The 16647-nt window shown below is 61.3% G+C and carries 14 protein-coding genes and 1 pseudogene; 4 read left to right on the forward strand and 11 right to left on the reverse strand.

Annotated elements, in window-relative coordinates; translation table 11 throughout:
• Window positions 1–38: 38 nt before the first annotated feature.
• Complete coding sequence (locus tag J3P73_RS00800) at window positions 39–512, reverse strand: hypothetical protein (protein ID WP_018070406.1); 474 nt, start codon at window positions 510–512, stop codon at window positions 39–41.
• Window positions 513–738: 226 nt separating this feature from the next.
• Between J3P73_RS00800 and J3P73_RS00805 the strand changes: the two genes are divergently transcribed.
• The gene (locus tag J3P73_RS00805) at window positions 739–1374 is read left to right on the forward strand and encodes a trimeric intracellular cation channel family protein (protein ID WP_018070405.1); all 636 of its coding nucleotides are present in this window, start codon (window positions 739–741) and stop codon (window positions 1372–1374) included.
• A 119-nt stretch (window positions 1375–1493) separates the two neighbouring features.
• Here the strand turns inward: J3P73_RS00805 and irrA are convergent, their stop codons facing one another.
• Window positions 1494–1913: an iron response transcriptional regulator IrrA gene (gene irrA / locus J3P73_RS00810; protein WP_024323164.1), complete on the reverse strand. Its 420-nt coding sequence runs from the start codon at window positions 1911–1913 to the stop codon at window positions 1494–1496.
• A 301-nt stretch (window positions 1914–2214) separates the two neighbouring features.
• Here irrA and fabA point away from each other — a divergent pair, with 301 nt between their 5' ends.
• From fabA to fabI, 3 genes are read left to right on the forward strand one after another with little or no spacing between them, the layout of a single operon-like run.
• Complete coding sequence (gene fabA / locus J3P73_RS00815) at window positions 2215–2730, forward strand: 3-hydroxyacyl-[acyl-carrier-protein] dehydratase FabA (protein WP_003555774.1); 516 nt, start codon at window positions 2215–2217, stop codon at window positions 2728–2730.
• 45 nt (window positions 2731–2775) lie between these two features.
• Window positions 2776–4008: a beta-ketoacyl-ACP synthase I gene (gene fabB / locus J3P73_RS00820; RefSeq protein WP_024323165.1), complete on the forward strand. Its 1233-nt coding sequence runs from the start codon at window positions 2776–2778 to the stop codon at window positions 4006–4008.
• A gap of 7 nt (window positions 4009–4015) precedes the next feature.
• The gene (gene fabI, locus J3P73_RS00825) at window positions 4016–4822 is read left to right on the forward strand and encodes an enoyl-ACP reductase FabI (RefSeq protein ID WP_018070403.1); all 807 of its coding nucleotides are present in this window, start codon (window positions 4016–4018) and stop codon (window positions 4820–4822) included.
• Window positions 4823–4918: 96 nt separating this feature from the next.
• On the opposite strand, the gene J3P73_RS00830 is transcribed toward fabI, so the two are convergent.
• From J3P73_RS00830 to nusA, 9 genes and pseudogenes are all read right to left on the reverse strand, one after another.
• Window positions 4919–5935: a class I SAM-dependent methyltransferase gene (locus J3P73_RS00830; RefSeq protein WP_026170769.1), complete on the reverse strand. Its 1017-nt coding sequence runs from the start codon at window positions 5933–5935 to the stop codon at window positions 4919–4921.
• Window positions 5936–6114: 179 nt separating this feature from the next.
• Window positions 6115–8253: a polyribonucleotide nucleotidyltransferase gene (gene pnp / locus J3P73_RS00835; RefSeq protein WP_130774113.1), complete on the reverse strand. Its 2139-nt coding sequence runs from the start codon at window positions 8251–8253 to the stop codon at window positions 6115–6117.
• 348 nt (window positions 8254–8601) lie between these two features.
• Complete coding sequence (gene rpsO / locus J3P73_RS00840) at window positions 8602–8871, reverse strand: 30S ribosomal protein S15 (protein WP_003544317.1); 270 nt, start codon at window positions 8869–8871, stop codon at window positions 8602–8604.
• 153 nt (window positions 8872–9024) lie between these two features.
• Window positions 9025–9876, reverse strand: a pseudogene (locus J3P73_RS00845) (alpha/beta fold hydrolase).
• 95 nt (window positions 9877–9971) lie between these two features.
• Window positions 9972–10904 carry a tRNA pseudouridine(55) synthase TruB gene (gene truB, locus J3P73_RS00850; protein WP_024323168.1) on the reverse strand — a complete coding sequence of 311 codons (933 nt, stop codon included), beginning with the start codon at window positions 10902–10904 and terminating at the stop codon, window positions 9972–9974.
• A 13-nt stretch (window positions 10905–10917) separates the two neighbouring features.
• Window positions 10918–11322, reverse strand: coding sequence for a 30S ribosome-binding factor RbfA (gene rbfA, locus J3P73_RS00855; protein WP_018070398.1), 405 nt, complete (start codon window positions 11320–11322; stop codon window positions 10918–10920).
• Window positions 11323–11471: 149 nt separating this feature from the next.
• Window positions 11472–14225: a translation initiation factor IF-2 gene (gene infB, locus J3P73_RS00860; RefSeq protein WP_024323169.1), complete on the reverse strand. Its 2754-nt coding sequence runs from the start codon at window positions 14223–14225 to the stop codon at window positions 11472–11474.
• A 101-nt stretch (window positions 14226–14326) separates the two neighbouring features.
• On the reverse strand, window positions 14327–15019 hold the full coding sequence (locus J3P73_RS00865) for an RNA-binding protein (RefSeq protein ID WP_017989926.1): 693 nt from the start codon (window positions 15017–15019) through the stop codon (window positions 14327–14329).
• A complete protein-coding gene (gene nusA / locus J3P73_RS00870) occupies window positions 15016–16617 on the reverse strand; it encodes a transcription termination factor NusA (protein WP_018070396.1) in 1602 nt (533 codons plus the stop codon). The genes J3P73_RS00865 and nusA overlap by 4 nt, the downstream gene beginning before the upstream one ends.
• Window positions 16618–16647 lie beyond the last annotated feature (30 nt).

The raw sequence follows: 16647 nt of genomic DNA on the forward strand, positions 1-16647 counted from the left end.
AGCGGTTCCGCGCTTCCAGGAAGGAACGGCTCTAAGATTTACTTCTTCGAGATGGTGACGAATTTCGTGCCGCGGACGCGTGCCGTCACGGTGCAGGGATCACCTTCGGTGCGGTCGCAGAAGCGCGGATGCATCTTCATCGCCAGCACCATGTTGCCGAAGCGCTGGACGAAATCGTAGCCATAGATCTGTGCCGTCGCGATCATGAAATAACCGCCTTCGGCAACCTGCAGGTAGAAATTATAGGTACAGCCGTCGTCATTGCATTGCGGCCCCTTCTGCCCGTCGCAGGTCAGTTGGCCCTCGTCGACCACTGCATCGATCAGGCCATCATTGTTGATGTCCTGCCGGATGATGAAGCCGTCGGCAAATTCGGCTGTCTTGCACTGTTCCTGGAAATGCTTCTTCTCGTAGATCTCAGGATCGGAGATCAGCGATTGTTGACCGAGGGCGGCAGCCGGCATGGCAAGCAGCAGGACGATATTCAGAACGGCGAGCACCAGCGTTTTCACGGCTTTCCTCTTTTGGATAAAGGCTCTGCAGCCTAATGCATGTCGCCCAAGAGTGTGCAGCGGTTTTGGGACAACGACCTGCATCAAATAAAGACTTTGGCTTTATGACGCCGCCGCCTTGCGCCGCCCTTGCCGCCGTGGTTCTTTCCCGAGAACAGGGTGATTTTAGGCCTAATTCGCCTAAAATCTGAATCCTGTTCTCAATTCTGCCGGTTCCGGGGTTCGCATGTCTTTGCTCGTCTATCTCGATTATGCCGGCATTGCGCTGTTTGCCGCGACAGGCGCGCTCGCCGCCTCGCGCAAGCAACTGGATCTGATCGGTTTTTTGTTTTTCGCCATGGTGACGGGAACGGGCGGCGGTACCGTGCGCGATATCGTGCTCGGGCGCGTGCCGGTGTTCTGGGTGCTGAACCCCGCCTATATCCTCGTCTGCTGCATCATGGGGGTCATCGTTTTCTTCACCGCCCACCTGCTGGAATCGCGCTATCGCCTGCTGATCTGGCTGGATGCGATCGGCCTCGCCGCCTATTGCGTGCTCGGCGCCGCCAAGGGTCTTGCCGCCACCGGCTCTCCGACCATCGCGATCGTTACCGGCACGCTGACGGCGACCTTCGGCGGCATCCTGCGCGATCTGATGGCAAACGAGCCTTCGGTTCTGTTGCGGCCGGAAATCTACGTGACGGCAGCCCTCATCGGCGCCGGTGTGTTCACGCTCGCCAATGGGCTCGGAATGCAGCTCTATCTGGCGTCTGCCTGCGGCGTCGTGGCGGCCTTTGCCGTGCGCGGTGGAGCCCTGTGGTTCGGCTGGACCTTCCCAACCTACAGGCATAAGCCCGGCCGGCATCCCGACGATGTCATGTGAGGCCTAATGCATGTCGCCCAAAAGTGCGCAGCGGTTTTGGGACAACGACATGCATAAAAACAAAGATCTAATGGGCGTCGCATGAGGCCGATCCGGCGCGACGCGCTTGAGAGGTATCGTCAGCCCTGCTTCGCGCGCAGGCGGATCACCACGTCGACATGGGCGATCTCCATGCCCTCAGGCGGTTCCGGCAGATTGGCGATCGTCAGGTTGCTGACGGGTATGTCGAGCACCTCGTTCTCGCCTTCGACGAAGAAATGGTGGTGGTCGGAAACATTGGTGTCGAAATAGGTCTTGGCGCTCTCGACGGCGAGAACGCGGATGAGACCGGCTTCCGTGAACTGGTGCAGCGTGTTGTAGACGGTTGCCAAAGACACCGGCACGCCGGCGGCAACCGCCTCCTCATGCAGTTCCTCGACGGTCAAGTGCCGATCACCCTTGGCAAACAGGAGATCGCCGAGCGCAACACGCTGGCGGGTGGGGCGCAGGCCCGCACAGCGCAGCCTTACCTCTATTGCGATCGGGAGTGCACCCGTCATCAAAACCAACTCCGGTTATTCTGGCATAAAGCAATCATGTTTCTTTAAGCGGTATAACTTTTGCATCAGAGCCTTTCAATAGTTCAATGGGGACAGGAGCCTGATAAACGCGGCAAAAACGGGCTTCTGACGCAAATAGGTCTGGTCCCGGCCCTAGCCTTCCTGTATGCGACCACCAAATAATGGCGTAAGCCTGGTCCGGGACGATGAATGAAGTTGCCTTGCTTGTGCTTCATTTTCTGAAGAACTTGGACTACACGTTCACATCTATCGGCTTGACGCGGGGGGAAAAAGAAACTTTATGACGACCAGACAGTCCAGCTTCTCGTATGAAGAACTCATCGCTTGCGCACATGGCGAGCTGTTCGGCCCCGGCAATGCACAGCTGCCCCTGCCGCCTATGCTGATGGTTCACCGCATCACGGATATTTCCGAAACGGGCGGCACCTTCGATAAGGGCTACCTCCGGGCCGAATATGACGTTCGCCCCGACGACTGGTATTTTCCTTGCCATTTCGAAGGCAATCCGATTATGCCGGGCTGCCTCGGTCTTGACGGCATGTGGCAGCTGACCGGTTTCTTTCTGGGTTGGCTCGGCGAGCAAGGCCGCGGCATGGCGCTTTCAACAGGCGAAGTGAAATTCAAGGGCATGGTCCGGCCGCAGACGAAGCTGATCGAATATGGCATCGACTTCAAACGTGTCATGCGCGGCCGTCTGGTCCTCGGCACGGCCGACGGCTGGCTAAAGGCGGACGGCGAGACCATATATCAGGCGGCCGACCTTCGCGTCGGTCTATCGAAAGACAAGACGGCCTGAAACCGCATTTCGAGCGGCTGACGAAAACAACAAAGGTTTGATCAGATGAGACGGGTAGTTGTCACGGGTCTGGGTGTCGTGTCCTCGATCGGAAACGACGCGGCCGAAGTCACCGAATCCTTGCGGCAGGCAAAGTCGGGTATCTCCTTTTCGAGCGATTTCGCCGAACATGGATTCAAGTGCCAGGTCTGGGGCAGTCCGAAGCTCGGTTCGGCGGAACTTGCCGAACTGGTCGACCGCCGCGCCATGCGCTTCCTGTCGCAGGGCGGCGCCTGGAACCATGTGGCCATGAAACAGGCCCTTGCCGATTCCGGCCTGGAAGAGAAAGACTACGCTCAGAATGAACGTACCGGCATCATCATGGGCTCCGGCGGTCCGTCCACCCGCACCCTGATCGAAGCTGCCGAGATCACCATAAAAAACAACAGCCCGAAGCGCATCGGCCCCTTCGCCGTGCCGAAGGCAATGTCCTCGACCGCATCGGCCACGCTCGCCACCTGGTTCAAGATCCACGGCGTCAATTATTCGATCTCGTCGGCCTGCTCGACCTCGGCGCATTGCATCGGCAACGCCGCCGAGATGATCCAGTGGGGCAAGCAGGACGTGATGTTCGCTGGCGGCCACGAGGATCTCGACTGGACGATGTCCAATCTCTTCGATGCGATGGGCGCCATGTCCTCCAAATATAACGACACGCCGGACAGTGCCTCGCGCGCCTATGACGTCAACCGCGACGGTTTCGTCATCGCCGGCGGCGCCGGCGTGCTGGTGCTTGAGGAACTGGAGCGCGCCAAGGCTCGCGGTGCCAAGATCTACGCCGAAATCGTCGGCTACGGCGCAACCTCGGACGGCTACGACATGGTCGCCCCCTCGGGCGAAGGCGCTATCCGCTGCATGCGCCAGGCGCTTGCCACCGTCAAAGGCGACGTCGACTACGTCAACACCCACGGCACGTCGACGCCGGTCGGCGACAGCAAGGAAATCGGCGCCATCCGCGAGGTATTCGGCTCGAAGATCCCGCATATCCAGTCGACCAAGTCGCTGACCGGCCATTCGCTTGGCGCTGCCGGCGTGCAGGAATCGATCTATTCCCTGCTGATGATGCAGCATGGCTTCATCGGCGAAAGCGCCCATATCACCGAGCTCGACCCAGAATTCGAAGGCGTGCCGATCGTGCGCAAGCGCATCGACGACGCGAAGATCGACATTGCCCTCTCCAATTCCTTCGGCTTCGGCGGCACCAACGCCACGCTGGTCTTCCAGCGCTATAACGGATAATAATAATATGATGGGAATCATGCAGGGTAAGCGCGGGCTCGTCATGGGCGTCGCCAACAACCACTCGATCGCCTGGGGGATTTCAAAAGCTCTCGCCGCACAGGGTGCGGAACTCGCCTTCACCTATCAGGGCGATGCGCTCGGCAAGCGCGTCAAGCCGCTTGCTGCCGAGGTCAGCTCAGATTTCGTGCTGCCCTGTGACGTCGAGGACATAGCCTCGGTCGAGGCCGTCGTCGACGCGATCAAGGAGCGCTGGGGTAAGCTCGATTTCATCGTCCATGCCATCGGCTTTTCCGACAAGAACGAGCTGAAGGGTCTCTACGCCGATACGACGCGTGAGAATTTCAGCCGAACCATGGTCATTTCCTGTTTTTCCTTCACCGAGATCGCCAAGCGCTGCGCTCCATTGATGGAAGATGGTGGCGCGATGCTGACGCTGACCTATAATGGCTCGACGCGCGTCATCCCGAATTACAACGTCATGGGGGTTGCCAAGGCAGCGCTTGAGGCTTCGGTGCGGTACCTTGCTGCCGATTATGGCCCGCGCGGCATCCGCGTCAATGCCATTTCCGCCGGCCCGATTCGCACGCTTGCCGGCGCCGGCATCTCTGATGCGCGCGCGATCCTCTCCTGGAACCAGCGCAATGCGCCGCTGCGCAAGACCGTCACCATCGATCAGGTCGGCAGTTCGGCTCTCTACCTGCTCTCCGACCTTTCCTCCGGCGTCACCGGCGAAATCCACTTCGTCGACGCCGGCTTCAACGTCACCTCCATGCCGACGCTGGAAACGCTGCGCAAAGCGGACGTCGAATAACCACAACTCCGTTGAAAATCAAAAGGCCGTGCGCAGATGATGCGCACGGCCTTTTTCTATTAATCGCAATGGTTCGGTATCGAGGCAGCCTAAGCCCTATTTCTTCGCCCAGAGAACCTTGAAGCGGGCATTGCGGCAGGTTTCACCGCTTTCCCTGAAATTTGCCGCCAGAACCGGCTCGTAAGGCAGGCCGCGATTGGCGACGAGCATCAGGCGGCCGCCGCCGCGAAGGGCGGATGCGGCAGTCTTGATCATTGCCTGGCCGAGCGCCGGGTCGGCGGCGTGGCCCTCGTGGAAGGGCGGGTTCATGATGACGAGGTCGTATTTATCCTTGACCGGTTCGCCCGCCAGATCGTGCCAGAAGAAGCGCGCAGGCGCGTTCGGGCAGTTCTCCGCCAGATTATCCCTGGCGGCCTCCAGAGCCGCGTGATCGGCCTCGTAGAGGTCGAGGCGGGTCAGTCCACGCGACTTCTGCGCCAGTTCGGCGGAGAGGTAGCCCCACCCGGCGCCAAAATCCGCAACGTCGCCGGTGAAATCTTGCGGCAGGCGCGAGGCAAGCAGTTCCGATCCGGCATCGATCCGGTCATGCGAGAACATGCCGGCGGTTGCATTGAAACGGCCGTCGACACGCACCGGCGACTTTGCCAGCTTGGAGATAATCTCGTCGGCATCCGCCGGCCGGCCGAACCAGAAGGCAACGCCGTGATATTTCGGCATATAGTCGACTGCGAGATTGAAACCTTCCATCCGCTTGCGCAGCGGCTGGATGCCGTCTTCCTTCGCGCCGGCAACGACGATCAGGCCGCCGAGCCGCGTGCGGGCGATAGCGGCAGCCAGATTGGCCTCGTTCTCGCCCTTGTGCTTGGTGCAGAGCACCAGAGCGGCATCGTAGTCCTCGCCGTCGATCTCCGGCTTCGCCTCGATCCGCTGCGCCAGCAGCTGCCGATAGAGTGGCCGGAAGCCCTGGACGGCGCTGAGCGAGGCGGCGAAGCCTTCCGGCAACGCAAAGCCTGCCTCGGCGCCGAGGAAGAGCACGCGCTCGCCCTCGCCGGGCGCCTCGACTGTGCCGCTGGCAAAGGGATGGAACAGGGTCTTCAGCGTCTCGCTGCTCATGGTCTCGTCTCGTCTTAAAGCATGTCGCGCAAAAGTGTTCAGCGGTTTTGCGAGCACGACATGCGCCAAACCGAAGACCTGAAGGGCGGCAAGCGAATCTGAAAGATCGCCTCGCGCTTCAGGATACAAAAAAGGGCGCGGAAGCATTCCCGCGCCCGGTATTAAATCTGGAAGGCGGCTTATTCGGCCGCTTCTTCCTTCTTCTTCTCGTTCGCAATTTCCTGGCCGGTGGCCTGGTCGACGACCTTCATCGACAGGCGAACCTTGCCGCGTTCGTCGAAGCCGAGCAGCTTGACCCAGACCTTGTCGCCTTCCTTGACGACGTCCTGCGTCTTGGCAACACGCTCGGAAGCGAGCTGCGAGATGTGGACGAGGCCGTCGCGGGCGCCGAAGAAGTTGACGAAGGCGCCGAAGTCGGCGGTCTTGACGACCGTGCCTTCGTAGACTTGGCCAATTTCAGGCTCGGCAACGATCGAGTGGATCCACTTGCGGGCCGCTTCGATTTCCTTGCCCGAAGACGAGGCGATCTTGACGGTGCCGTCGTCCTCGATGTTGATCTTCGCGCCGGTCTTTTCGACGATTTCGCGAATGACCTTGCCGCCCGAGCCGATGACTTCACGGATCTTGTCGACCGGGATGTTCATGACTTCGATGCGCGGAGCGAATTCACCGAGCTGACCGCGGCTTTCGGTGATGGCCTTGGACATTTCGCCGAGGATGTGGGCGCGACCGCCCTGGGCCTGGCCAAGTGCGACCTTCATGATCTCTTCGGTAATACCGGCGATCTTGATGTCCATCTGCAGCGAGGTGATGCCGTCGGCGGTACCGGCGACCTTGAAGTCCATGTCGCCGAGGTGGTCTTCGTCACCGAGAATGTCGGACAGGACAGCGAAGCGATCGCCTTCCAGGATCAGACCCATGGCGATACCGGCAACCGGCTTTGCCAGCGGAACGCCGGCGTCCATCAGAGCGAGCGAGGTACCGCAGACAGTCGCCATCGAGGACGAGCCATTCGACTCGGTGATCTCGGAGACGACGCGCAGCGTGTAGGGGAACTGCTCGACCGTCGGCAGCATCGGACGGATCGCGCGCCATGCGAGCTTGCCGTGGCCGATTTCGCGGCGACCCGGGGAACCCATGCGGCCGGTCTCGCCAACCGAGTAGGGAGGGAAGTTGTAATGGAGCAGGAAGCGCTCCTTGTACATGCCCGTCAGGCTGTCGACATACTGCTCATCTTCGCCGGTGCCGAGGGTGGCAACGACGATCGCCTGCGTTTCACCGCGGGTGAAGAGCGCCGAACCGTGCGTACGCGGCAGAAGACCGACTTCCGAAACGATCGGACGAACGGTCTCAAGGTCGCGGCCGTCGATGCGGCTCTTGGTGTCGAGGATGTTCCAGCGGACGATCTTCGCCTGCAGGTGCTTGAAGATCGCGCCGACTTCTTCGGCCGTGTACTTGGCTTCGCCTTCCTCGGGGAGGAAATGCGCCTTCACCTTCGCCTTGACGGCGTCGACGGCGGCGTAGCGGTCGGCCTTCTGGGTGATCTTGTAGGCATTGCGCAGTTCACCTTCGGCAAGGCCGAGCATCTCGTTTTCGAGAGCGGAGTAATCTGCCGGCTGGAAGTCGCGCGGCTCCTTGGCGGCAACTTCGGCGAGCTTAATGATCGAGTCGAGAACCGGCTGGAAGCCCTTGTGGCCGAACATGACGGCGCCGAGCATGACGTCTTCGTTGAGTTCCTTGGCTTCGGATTCCACCATCAGCACGGCGTCATAGGTACCGGCGACGACGAGGTCGAGGCTCGATTCATCCATCTCGTCGAGATGCGGGTTGAGAACGTATTCGCCGTTGATGTAGCCGACGCGCGCACCGCCGACCGGGCCCATGAAGGGAACGCCGGAGAGCGTCAGCGCAGCCGAGGTAGCGACCATCGACAAGATGTCCGGATCGTTTTCGAGGTCATGCTGGATAACCGTAACGACAACCTGCGTGTCGTTCTTGTAGCCTTCCGGGAAGAGCGGGCGGATCGGGCGGTCGATCAGGCGGGAAACCAGGGTTTCCTTTTCACTCGGGCGGCCTTCGCGCTTGAAATAGCCGCCGGGGATCTTGCCGGCTGCGTAGGTCTTTTCCTGGTAGTTGACGGTGAGCGGAAAGAAGTCCTGGCCGGGCTTCGGCGACTTGGCCGAGACGACGGTGGCGAGAACGACGGTTTCGCCGTAGGTGGCGAGAACCGCGCCGTCGGCCTGACGGGCGATCTTGCCGGTTTCGAGCTTCAGCGGGCGGCCGGCCCACTCGATTTCCACTGTGTGTGTATCAAACATCTCTTGTCCTTCAATGCGGGAGCACGCGCCATCGCCGATATCAAGGCGCAGCGCACAGTCGACCGCAATCAATGTGACGTATCACGGGCAAGACAACGGGAGGCTTTTCATCTTCGGCTTCCTCAGGAGTTCTTGAGAAACCGGGCCAAAGCTCATTGACAAGCCTTGGCCGAAAGCATCCGGCAATCCTGCCCCATGACAGGTCAACGGTTGGTTTGGCAGATCCGGCCCATCCGGGCCTGCCGGTCTTTCCACCGCGTAAAATAGGGCGCGGCTGGAACATTTCATCGGGAGCCGTGTCCCGAAACACATCCGGCGGGCGCTTGGGAAAGCGCCCGCCGGATAATCTTAGCGGCGGATACCCAGGCTGGTGATCAGCTTGGAATAGCGGCCTTCATCCTTCTTCTTGAGATAATCAAGAAGCGAGCGGCGGCTCGAAACCATCGTCAGCAGGCCACGGCGGGAATGGTTATCCTTCTTGTGGTCCTTGAAGTGTTCGGTCAGGTTGTTGATGCGCTCGGTCAGGATCGCGACCTGGACTTCCGGAGAACCGGTATCGCCTTCAACGGTCGCATATTCCTTGATCAGCGCAGACTTGCGCTCAGCAGTGATCGACATCGGGTGATCCTTTCTAAGAGGAGGAGATAGAGTCGCCAAAAGCCGGGATGTCGTCCAGCTTTGGCCGTGAATGCGAGCAGGCGAACCTGACGCTGGCGCTGCCTATAAACCAAATAAGCAGCGATGGAAAGAGGGGAGCTCCCGCAGCGGTTTTCAGCGGCCCGCCATGGCGTCCCAGATCATTGCATCGTAGCCCGCGGGATCCTGCAGCATGGCGAAATGGCTGGCGTCTTTCAGGATCACCAGCTTGGCGCCCGGAATGTCTTTCGCCATCATCTCCGTATGGTCGAGCTTTACGGCCTCATCATGGTCGCCGATGGCGAGCGTGACCGGCACCGCGATCTTTCCAAGATCCGCTGCCGTCCAGGCCGGCTGGGTCTTCCACATGTGGGAAATCTGTTTCACGAAGGCGTCGTACTCGTTCGGCGTCGGCGACAGCTTCCTGTAATATTCGCCGGCGACGTTGATGTAGTCGTTGAAGGTCTTGTTGCTCATCACGTCAGCCTTAAGGCCGTCGGTCGTGACGTTTGCCGCGTGGGCAATGACGCGCATCAGCTTCTCCGGATGTTTCATCGCCATGTCGATGCCGATGATTCCGCCATCCGACCATCCCACAAGTGTCACCTTGTCGATCTTCAGATAGTCGAGAAGCGCGACGTAGTCAGACGTCATCAGGTCGTAACCGAAGGGCTACTGGCTGCGCGTCGAGCGCCCATGTCCGCGGCTATCGGCAACGATGACCAGGTGGTCCTTGGCAAAATCGGCGACCTGGTGACCCCAGACGTCGGCATTTCCAAGTCCGCCATGGATGAAGAGGATCGGCTCGCCTTCGCCATACTCTGCGTAATACATCTTGATGTCGTTCACATCGGCCATGCCGCTCGTCTTTGCCACCGGCATTGAAGGAAAGGCCGGAAGCTCGGCCCAGCGCTCGGCGGATTGAGCGCCGGCGACGGCAAGCAACATCGAAAAGAACGTCAGGATTGCGATAACAATTCCGCGCATAGTCTTCCCCCTGTCGGGCCGCCATGGCCCGACAGGGAAAATACCGCATTGCTGCCGGCTGACAATCTCTGTCGTTGTCAGAAAGCCAGATAGGCTCAGCCGAAAACCCGCTTCGGGCGAAACTCGCCCTGGCCGATCTCGCCGATCGCGATCAGCCTGCCGCGGGCCGTCGCATAGGCTTCGCTTTCGGCAACCGGCGCATCGCGGCCACGCACCAGGATCGGGTTGCCCATCTTCAGCCGGTGCGCCTGGTCGTCATTGATGACGAGATGGGGCAGGGAGGATAGCGCTTCGCAGGTGTTGATCAGCAGCGCGTCGAGGGCCGCCAGGCGCTCGTCCATATCCTCGATTGATTCCAGTGCCACGAGATCCGCGAGCGGCACCATGGCCTCTTCCGCGAAAGGCGCGACGAAGGTGCGCCGCAGCCCGGACACATGGCCGTAGCAGCCGAGCTCGCGCCCGAAATCGCGCGCCAGCGCCCTGACATAAGTACCCTTGCCGCATTCCACTTCGAAATGCGCGCTATCGGCGTCCGGGCAGGCGAGCAAGGTCAGCCGGAAGATATCGACCTCACGCGAGGGGATTTCGACGGTTTCGCCTTCGCGCGCCAGATCATAGGCGCGTTCACCTGCGATCTTGATAGCGGAAAACTGCGGCGGCACCTGGCTGATGGTACCGATATATCCAGGCAGGATATCGCGAATCTGCTGTTCGCTCGGGCGTTTGTCCGAACTCTTGGTCACCTCGCCCTCGAGATCGTCGGTCGCACGCTCCTCGCCCCAGCTCACCGTGAATTCATAGATCTTGCGGCCGTCCATCACGTAGGGAACGGTCTTCGTCGCGTCGCCGAGCGCGATCGGCAGCATGCCGGAGGCGAGCGGATCGAGCGTGCCGGCATGACCGGCCTTCTCAGCCTTATAGAGCCACTTGATCTTGGAGACGGCTTCCGTCGAGCCGAAATCCACCGGCTTGTCGAGGATCAGCCAGCCGGAAATCGGCCGGCCTTTGGGTTTGCGTGGTTTGGACATGCGTCTCTTCTGTTTATTGTTCGTCATTATCGCCGTCGAGGTCGCGGCTCACCTCGGGCGAACGCAGCAGCTCGTCGATCTTCTTGTAGTTGTCGAAGCTGGTATCGTCGCGGAAGCGTACCTCCGGCATGTATTTCATCTGCCGAAGCTGCGGCCCGAGCCGGCCGCGGATGAATCTTGCATGACGGTTCAACGCCTGGATGACGATGCTGTGGTCGGAAACGCCGAGCGGCGTCACATAGGCGGTGGCGATCTTAAGGTCCGGCGACATGCGCACTTCCGAGATCGAGATCACGGTCGCCTCGATGACGTCGTCACGCACTTCGCCGCGCTGCAGCACCTGGGTGATAGCGGCGCGAACCTGTTCGCCAATGCGCAGCATGCGCTGCGAAGGCGCGGAAGAAGTTACTCTGGTCATTGTTATCTCTATTTGCCGATGCGGCTGGGAATCGAACCCGTCAAAGGAGAGCGTCCATGACTCTTTTGGTCGAAAAGGTCAAGTCGACAGATGCCCGAAAGCCATCCGCCGGCTGGCGGATGGCTTTCGGAAAGTTCAGGCGCAGCAGTTTAGAGCGTGCGCGTGATATGCTCGACGCGGAAGCACTCGATGACGTCGCCGGCGCGCATGTCCTCGTAGTTTTCGAAGGCCATGCCGCATTCCTGACCCATCGGCACTTCGGACACTTCGTCCTTGAAGCGCTTGAGCGTCTTGAGCTTGCCTTCGTGAACGACGACGTCGTTGCGTATGAGGCGGACGCCTGCACCACGTTCGACCTTGCCTTCGACAACACGGCAGCCTGCGACCTTGCCGACCTTGGTGATGTTGAACACCTCGAGGATCTCGGCATTGCCGATGAAGGTTTCGCGCCGCTCCGGAGACAGCAGGCCTGACATCGCTGCCTTCACGTCATCCACGAGGTCGTAGATGATGTTGTAGTAGCGGATTTCGATGCCTTCGCGCTCGGCGAACTGGCGTGCCTGCGTATTTGCACGAACGTTGAAGCCGATGATGGCCGCGTTCGAGGCTTCAGCGAGCGAGATATCCGACTCGGTGATGCCGCCGGCGCCCGAATGGACGATGCGGGCGCGGACTTCGTCGGTGCCGAGCTTCTCCAGCGCGCCGGCAATCGCTTCGATCGAGCCCTGCACGTCACCCTTGATGACCAGCGGGAACTCCTTGATGCCGACGCTCTGGCGCTGCATCATCATCTGTTCCAGCGAACCGCGCTGTCCCGACTGGCGGGCAGCCGCCTTGTCGCGGGCCAGACGCTGACGATATTCCGAGATTTCGCGGGCGCGGCTTTCGCTTTCGACGACGGCGAACTTGTCGCCTGCCTGCGGCGTGCCGGACAGACCGAGAACCTCGACCGGGGTCGCGGGGCCGGCTTCCTTCACATGGTCGCCCTTGTCGGTGACGAGGGCGCGCACGCGGCCCCAGACGTCGCCGGCAACGATGATCTGGCCCGGACGAAGCGTACCCTTCTGGACGAGCACGGTCGCGACCGAACCACGGCCACGATCGAGCTGGGCTTCAATAACCGTTCCTTCCGCGGTCCGGTTCGCATTGGCCTTGAGATCGAGAATTTCCGCCTGCAGCAGGATCGCCTCGAGCAGCTTGTCGAGGTTCTTGCCGGTCTTGGCCGAAACCTCGACGTCAAGCACTTCGCCGCCCATGGATTCTACGAAGACTTCGTGCTGCAGCAGTTGGTTACGGACCTTCTGCGGATCAGCCTCGTGCTTATCGACCTTGTTGATCGCCACGATGATCGGAACACCGGCCGCCTTGGCGTGGTTGATCGATTCGATCGTCTGCGGCATCACGCTGTCGTCGGCTGCGACGACCAGGATCGCGATGTCGGTCGCCTGCGCACCGCGGGCACGCATTGCCGTGAAGGCGGCGTGGCCGGGCGTATCGATGAAGGTGATCTTCTGACCGTTCTGCTCCACCTGATAGGCGCCGATATGCTGGGTGATGCCACCGGCTTCGCCGGAGACCACGTTGGCATGGCGGATGGCGTCGAGCAGCGAGGTCTTGCCGTGGTCGACATGGCCCATGATGGTAACGACGGGCGGGCGCGAAACCAGTTCGCCATCGTCGTCGGACACGTTGAAGATGCCGAGTTCGACGTCGGATTCCGACACGCGCCTGACCGTATGGCCGAATTCGCCGGCGATGATTTCGGCAAGGTCGGCGTCGATGACGTCGCCCGGCTTCATCATCTGGCCTTCCTTCATCAGGTACTTGATGACGTCGACGGCGCGTTCGGACATGCGCTGCGACAGTTCCTGAATGGTGATGGTCTCGGGCAGAACCACTTCGCGGGAGATCTTCTCGCGGGTTTCCTGCATCTGACCGCGGCGGAACTTCTCCTGCCGGCGACGCATCGCCGAGAGCGACCGACCGCGGGCATTGTCCTCGCCGTCCACATTGGCGGTGGTGATCGTCAACTTGCCGCGGCGGCGCTCTTCATCCGTCTTCGGACGAGTCGTGACCGGCTTTGCGGGTTCCGGGCGAACGACGCGGCCACGGACAGGACCGCCGCGCGCTGCGCCACGATCGTCTTCTTCCTTTTCTTCGCGACGGCCGCGAACGGCCCCAGGGACGGCAGCGCCGGGTGCCGGACGGGCAGCAGGTGCTCCAGCCGCATCGGGCCGGCGTGCGGCCGGTGCCGACGATGCGGGCTGCGGCGGCCGTGGCGCGTCGGAGCGTGCTTCGGCCGGAGCCGGTTCTGCGACTGCGGGTTCAGCAACAGCGGGTGCCTCGGCCTGCCGGATAGCCTCTTCAGCGGCCCTGCGGGCAGCTTCTTCCGCTTCGGCTGCCTTGCGGATCACCTCTTCGGCGGCACGGCGCTTTTCTTCCTCGGCGCGGCGGATCGCATCCTGGGCGTCACGCGCCTGGGAGTCGGCAAGCGCGCGGCGGCGGGCGTCCATCTCTTCCGGCGACAGATGGTTCAGCACCACCGGGCGCGGACGATCGTTCTGGCGCGGCGGCTGGTGGGACTGCTGCGGCGGACGCTGGTTCGTCTGGTTGTTGTTGCCCTGCTGAACCCGCGGAGCCGGCGTCGGCTGCTGCGGACGCGCCTGCACGGGTGCGGGCGCCGGTTCGGCTGCGCGCACGGGGGCCGGCGGAGCGACGGGTGTGATCGGCTTTTCGTCTTCCGGGCGCATCGGGCGCCGCTTACGGGTCTCGACGACGACCGCCTTGGTGCGACCTCGACCCATATCCTGGCGAACGGTGCCCTGGCTCATCCCCGATGGTTTCAGGGTGAGTGTCTTTTTGCCCGCTACGCTGATTGTCTTGTCGTCGTTACTATCGGTCATTCGTTCCCGTTCCTTCGGACAGGGAGCGATGACTAGATCAGACCCTGTCGTTCAATACTGTCGATCAATGAGTATGGGACCGGCCGATGCCGGTGACCGCCTCATTGTTTTTGCCGGCCAGCGCCGCCCGCTGCCCGGGACTGACCGCCAATACGGTACTGTTCGAGCATCTTTGCGCGCTTCACTACACCTTCACCCGCCTGCCCTGCAAGCACTGCGGCATGGATAAAAGCATTCTGGCCCATCAGGCCTTCCATTTCGCTCTCCGAGAAGAGACGGAAGGAAGGTATCTCCTCCTCGGTCTCCATTCCGAGGTGCCAGGCCTTGCGGGCCTGGTCGATTTTCCGGACGCCGTCGTCCGCTGCACCAGTCGCGTGGAACACCGCAAGGGCTGCTCCGCTTCTGACCGCGGCATCCACTTTCGAGGACCCGCTGACGAACTGGCCGGCTTTCCGCGCCATGTTCATCATCTGCATCAATTGCGCCGCGAGCAGCCGATCGACACTCGCGCCGAGATCGTCCGCCGCCTTTACATCCGTCTTCAGCGCGCGGGCGAAGAGCTTCTTCGCCACTGCCCTGTCGACCAGCGACCGGTCGATCTTCACCCAGCATCCGCGTCCCGGAAGCTCGCGCTTCAGGTCGGCGACAACTGTTCCATCGGGAGCGGCGACGAAGCGGATCAGCTCTTCCGGCGATCCGCTTTCGCGCGTCACGATGCACATGCGTCCGTTCACGTCATAACCTGCAAGATCGTCGTCCTCGAGAGGAGCGTCCGGTTCATGCGCGGTCATCATGCTTCTTGTTCGGCTTCGGTGACCTCTTCTTCGGTCCCCTTATCCAGGTCCTCTTGCGTGATCCAGCCAGCCGAAAGGCGGGCCTGGACGATCATCTGTTCTGCTTCGACGCGCGAGACGTCGAACTTCGAGAACAGGCCCTCGAACTTCTTCGTTTCGCCGTTCTTGCGTTCCGACCAGCCGACGAGATCGTCGGCAGCGCAGCCGGCAAAGTCCTCGATCGACTTGATGCCGTCTTCGCCGAGCGCCACCATCATCTGGGCGGTCATGCCGTTGATTTCACGCAGTTCGTCCTGGACACCGAGCGCCTTGCGCTTCTCGTCCATCTCGGCTTCGAGACGCTCGAGGAATTCGCGGGCGCGCTGCTGGATTTCCTGCGCCGTCTCCTCGTCGAAACCGTCGATCGAAGAGATTTCGTCGAGATCGACATAAGCCAGTTCTTCAACCGCGGCAAAACCTTCCGAAGCCAGAACCTGGCCGACCATCTCGTCGACATCGAGCGAATCCATGAACAGGTTGGTGCGCTCGTTGAATTCCTTCTGGCGGCGTTCCGATTCCTCGGCCTCCGTCATGATGTCGATATCCCAGCCGGTCAGCTGCGAGGCGAGGCGGACGTTCTGGCCGCGACGGCCGATCGCAAGCGACAGCTGCTCGTCGGGAACGACGACTTCGATACGCTCGGCATCCTCGTCGAGAACGACCTTGGCGACTTCGGCCGGCTGCAGGGCATTGACGACGAAGGTCGCCGGGTCCTGCGACCACGGAATGATGTCGATCTTCTCGCCCTGGAGCTCGCCGACGACGGCCTGAACGCGCGAGCCGCGCATACCGACGCAGGCGCCGACCGGATCGATCGAGCTGTCGTTCGAGATCACCGCAATCTTGGCGCGCGAACCCGGATCGCGGGCGACCGACTTCACCTGGATGATGCCGTCGTAAATCTCCGGCACTTCCATGGTGAAGAGTTTCACCATGAATTGCGGATGCGTGCGCGACAGGAAGATCTGCGGGCCGCGCTGCTCGCGACGGACATCATAGACGTATGCACGGACGCGATCGCCATAGCGGACGTTTTCGCGCGGGATCATTTCGTCGCGGCGGATGATGCCTTCGCCACGGCCGAGATCGACAATGACGTTCCCGTATTCGACGCGCTTGACGGTACCGTTGACGATTTCGCCGACGCGATCCTTGAATTCGTCGAACTGGCGGTCACGCTCGGCTTCGCGGACCTTCTGGACGATCACCTGCTTGGCCGACTGTGCGGCGATACGGCCGAAATCCATCGGCGGCAGCGGATCGGCGATGAAGTCGCCGAGGGCGGCGTCCGGGTTGCGGTCGCGGGCAAGTTCCAGCGGGATCTGCGTCGAATAATCCTCGGCCTTGTCGACGACTTCGAGCAGGCGCTGCAGACGGATTTCGCCGGTCTTCGGATTGATGTCGGCCCGGATGTTGGACTCGGTGCCGTAACGGGAGCGTGCCGCCTTCTGGATGGCATCGGCCATTGCGGCCAGCACGATCTCGCGGTCGATGACTTTTTCGCGCGCCACTGCATCTGCGATCTGCAGAAGTTCGAGCCGGTTCGCACTGACTGCCATTGTCTTGTTTCTCCGTCTTTACTCGCCGGG

Origin of the sequence: Rhizobium ruizarguesonis, assembly GCF_017357285.1 — a bacterium.
Classification (GTDB): Bacteria; Pseudomonadota; Alphaproteobacteria; order Rhizobiales; family Rhizobiaceae; genus Rhizobium; species Rhizobium ruizarguesonis.